1 protein-coding gene is annotated in these 860 nt (G+C 77.4%); it reads right to left on the minus strand.

Annotated features, from left to right (window positions below; translation table 11 throughout):
* A partial coding sequence (locus E1284_RS40930) for a histidine kinase dimerization/phosphoacceptor domain-containing protein (RefSeq protein WP_243715076.1) occupies positions 1 to 816 on the minus strand: 816 nt, incomplete at its 3' end.
* Between the last annotated feature and the right edge of the window lie 44 nt (positions 817 to 860).

The raw sequence follows: 860 nt of genomic DNA on the forward strand, positions 1-860 counted from the left end.
GGGTTCCGCGCCGCCGCCGCACTCGTCGACCTGCCGCAGCACGCCCAGCACCCCGCGCAGCTCCCGCAGCGTCTCCTTGCTCGCCGCCTTGATCGCCTCCAGCGCCGCGTACGCCCGCTCCGCGTCGTCCCGGCGGTGCAGCGCCGCACCCGCCTGCACGTTGATCAGCGACATCTGGTGCGCCAGCACGTCGTGCAGCTCCCGCGCGATCCGCAGCCGCTCGGCCACCGCACGGCGCCGCGCCTCGGCCTCCCGGTCCCGCTCGGCCTCCGCCGCGCGCCGCTCCGCCGCCTCCGCCCGGTCCCGGCGGCTCCGCACGTACTGCCCCAGCGCCACCGTCACCAGCAGCCCCAGCGACAGCGACGCCACCCCCCGCGCGTCGGTGACCGCCTCCGGGTCGCCGCCGTCACCGCCGCCCCGCGCGAACGCCACCACCAGGAACCCCGCGTTCACGACGATGACCGCGCCCAGCGACACCACCAGCCGGCACTCCACCGCCGCGTTGAACAGCGCCACCCACAGCACCGCCGCGACCGGCCCGTCCGGAAACCCCAGCGGGTAGTACAGCGGCTGCACCATCACCGCGACCACCAGCACCGCCACCGGAGCACGCCGCCGCCACGCCAGCGACACCGCCGCCACCGCGATCAGCGCCAGCCCGCCCGGCCACAGCGGCCGGTCCCCGGGCCTGGCCGCCGCCGCGCTCATCCACACCGTCACCACCAGCGCCGCCGCCGCGAGCACCGCGTCACCCGCCGGACCGCGCGCCAGATCGCGCAGCCGGCCGACCGGGAACCGCATCGGGGGAGCCGTCACCCGCCCAACCGTAGTTCAGCCGCACCCCGCCCCGCGATCTTCAC

The sequence above is a fragment of the Actinomadura bangladeshensis genome, assembly GCF_004348335.1.
Taxonomy (GTDB): domain Bacteria; phylum Actinomycetota; class Actinomycetes; order Streptosporangiales; family Streptosporangiaceae; genus Spirillospora; species Spirillospora bangladeshensis.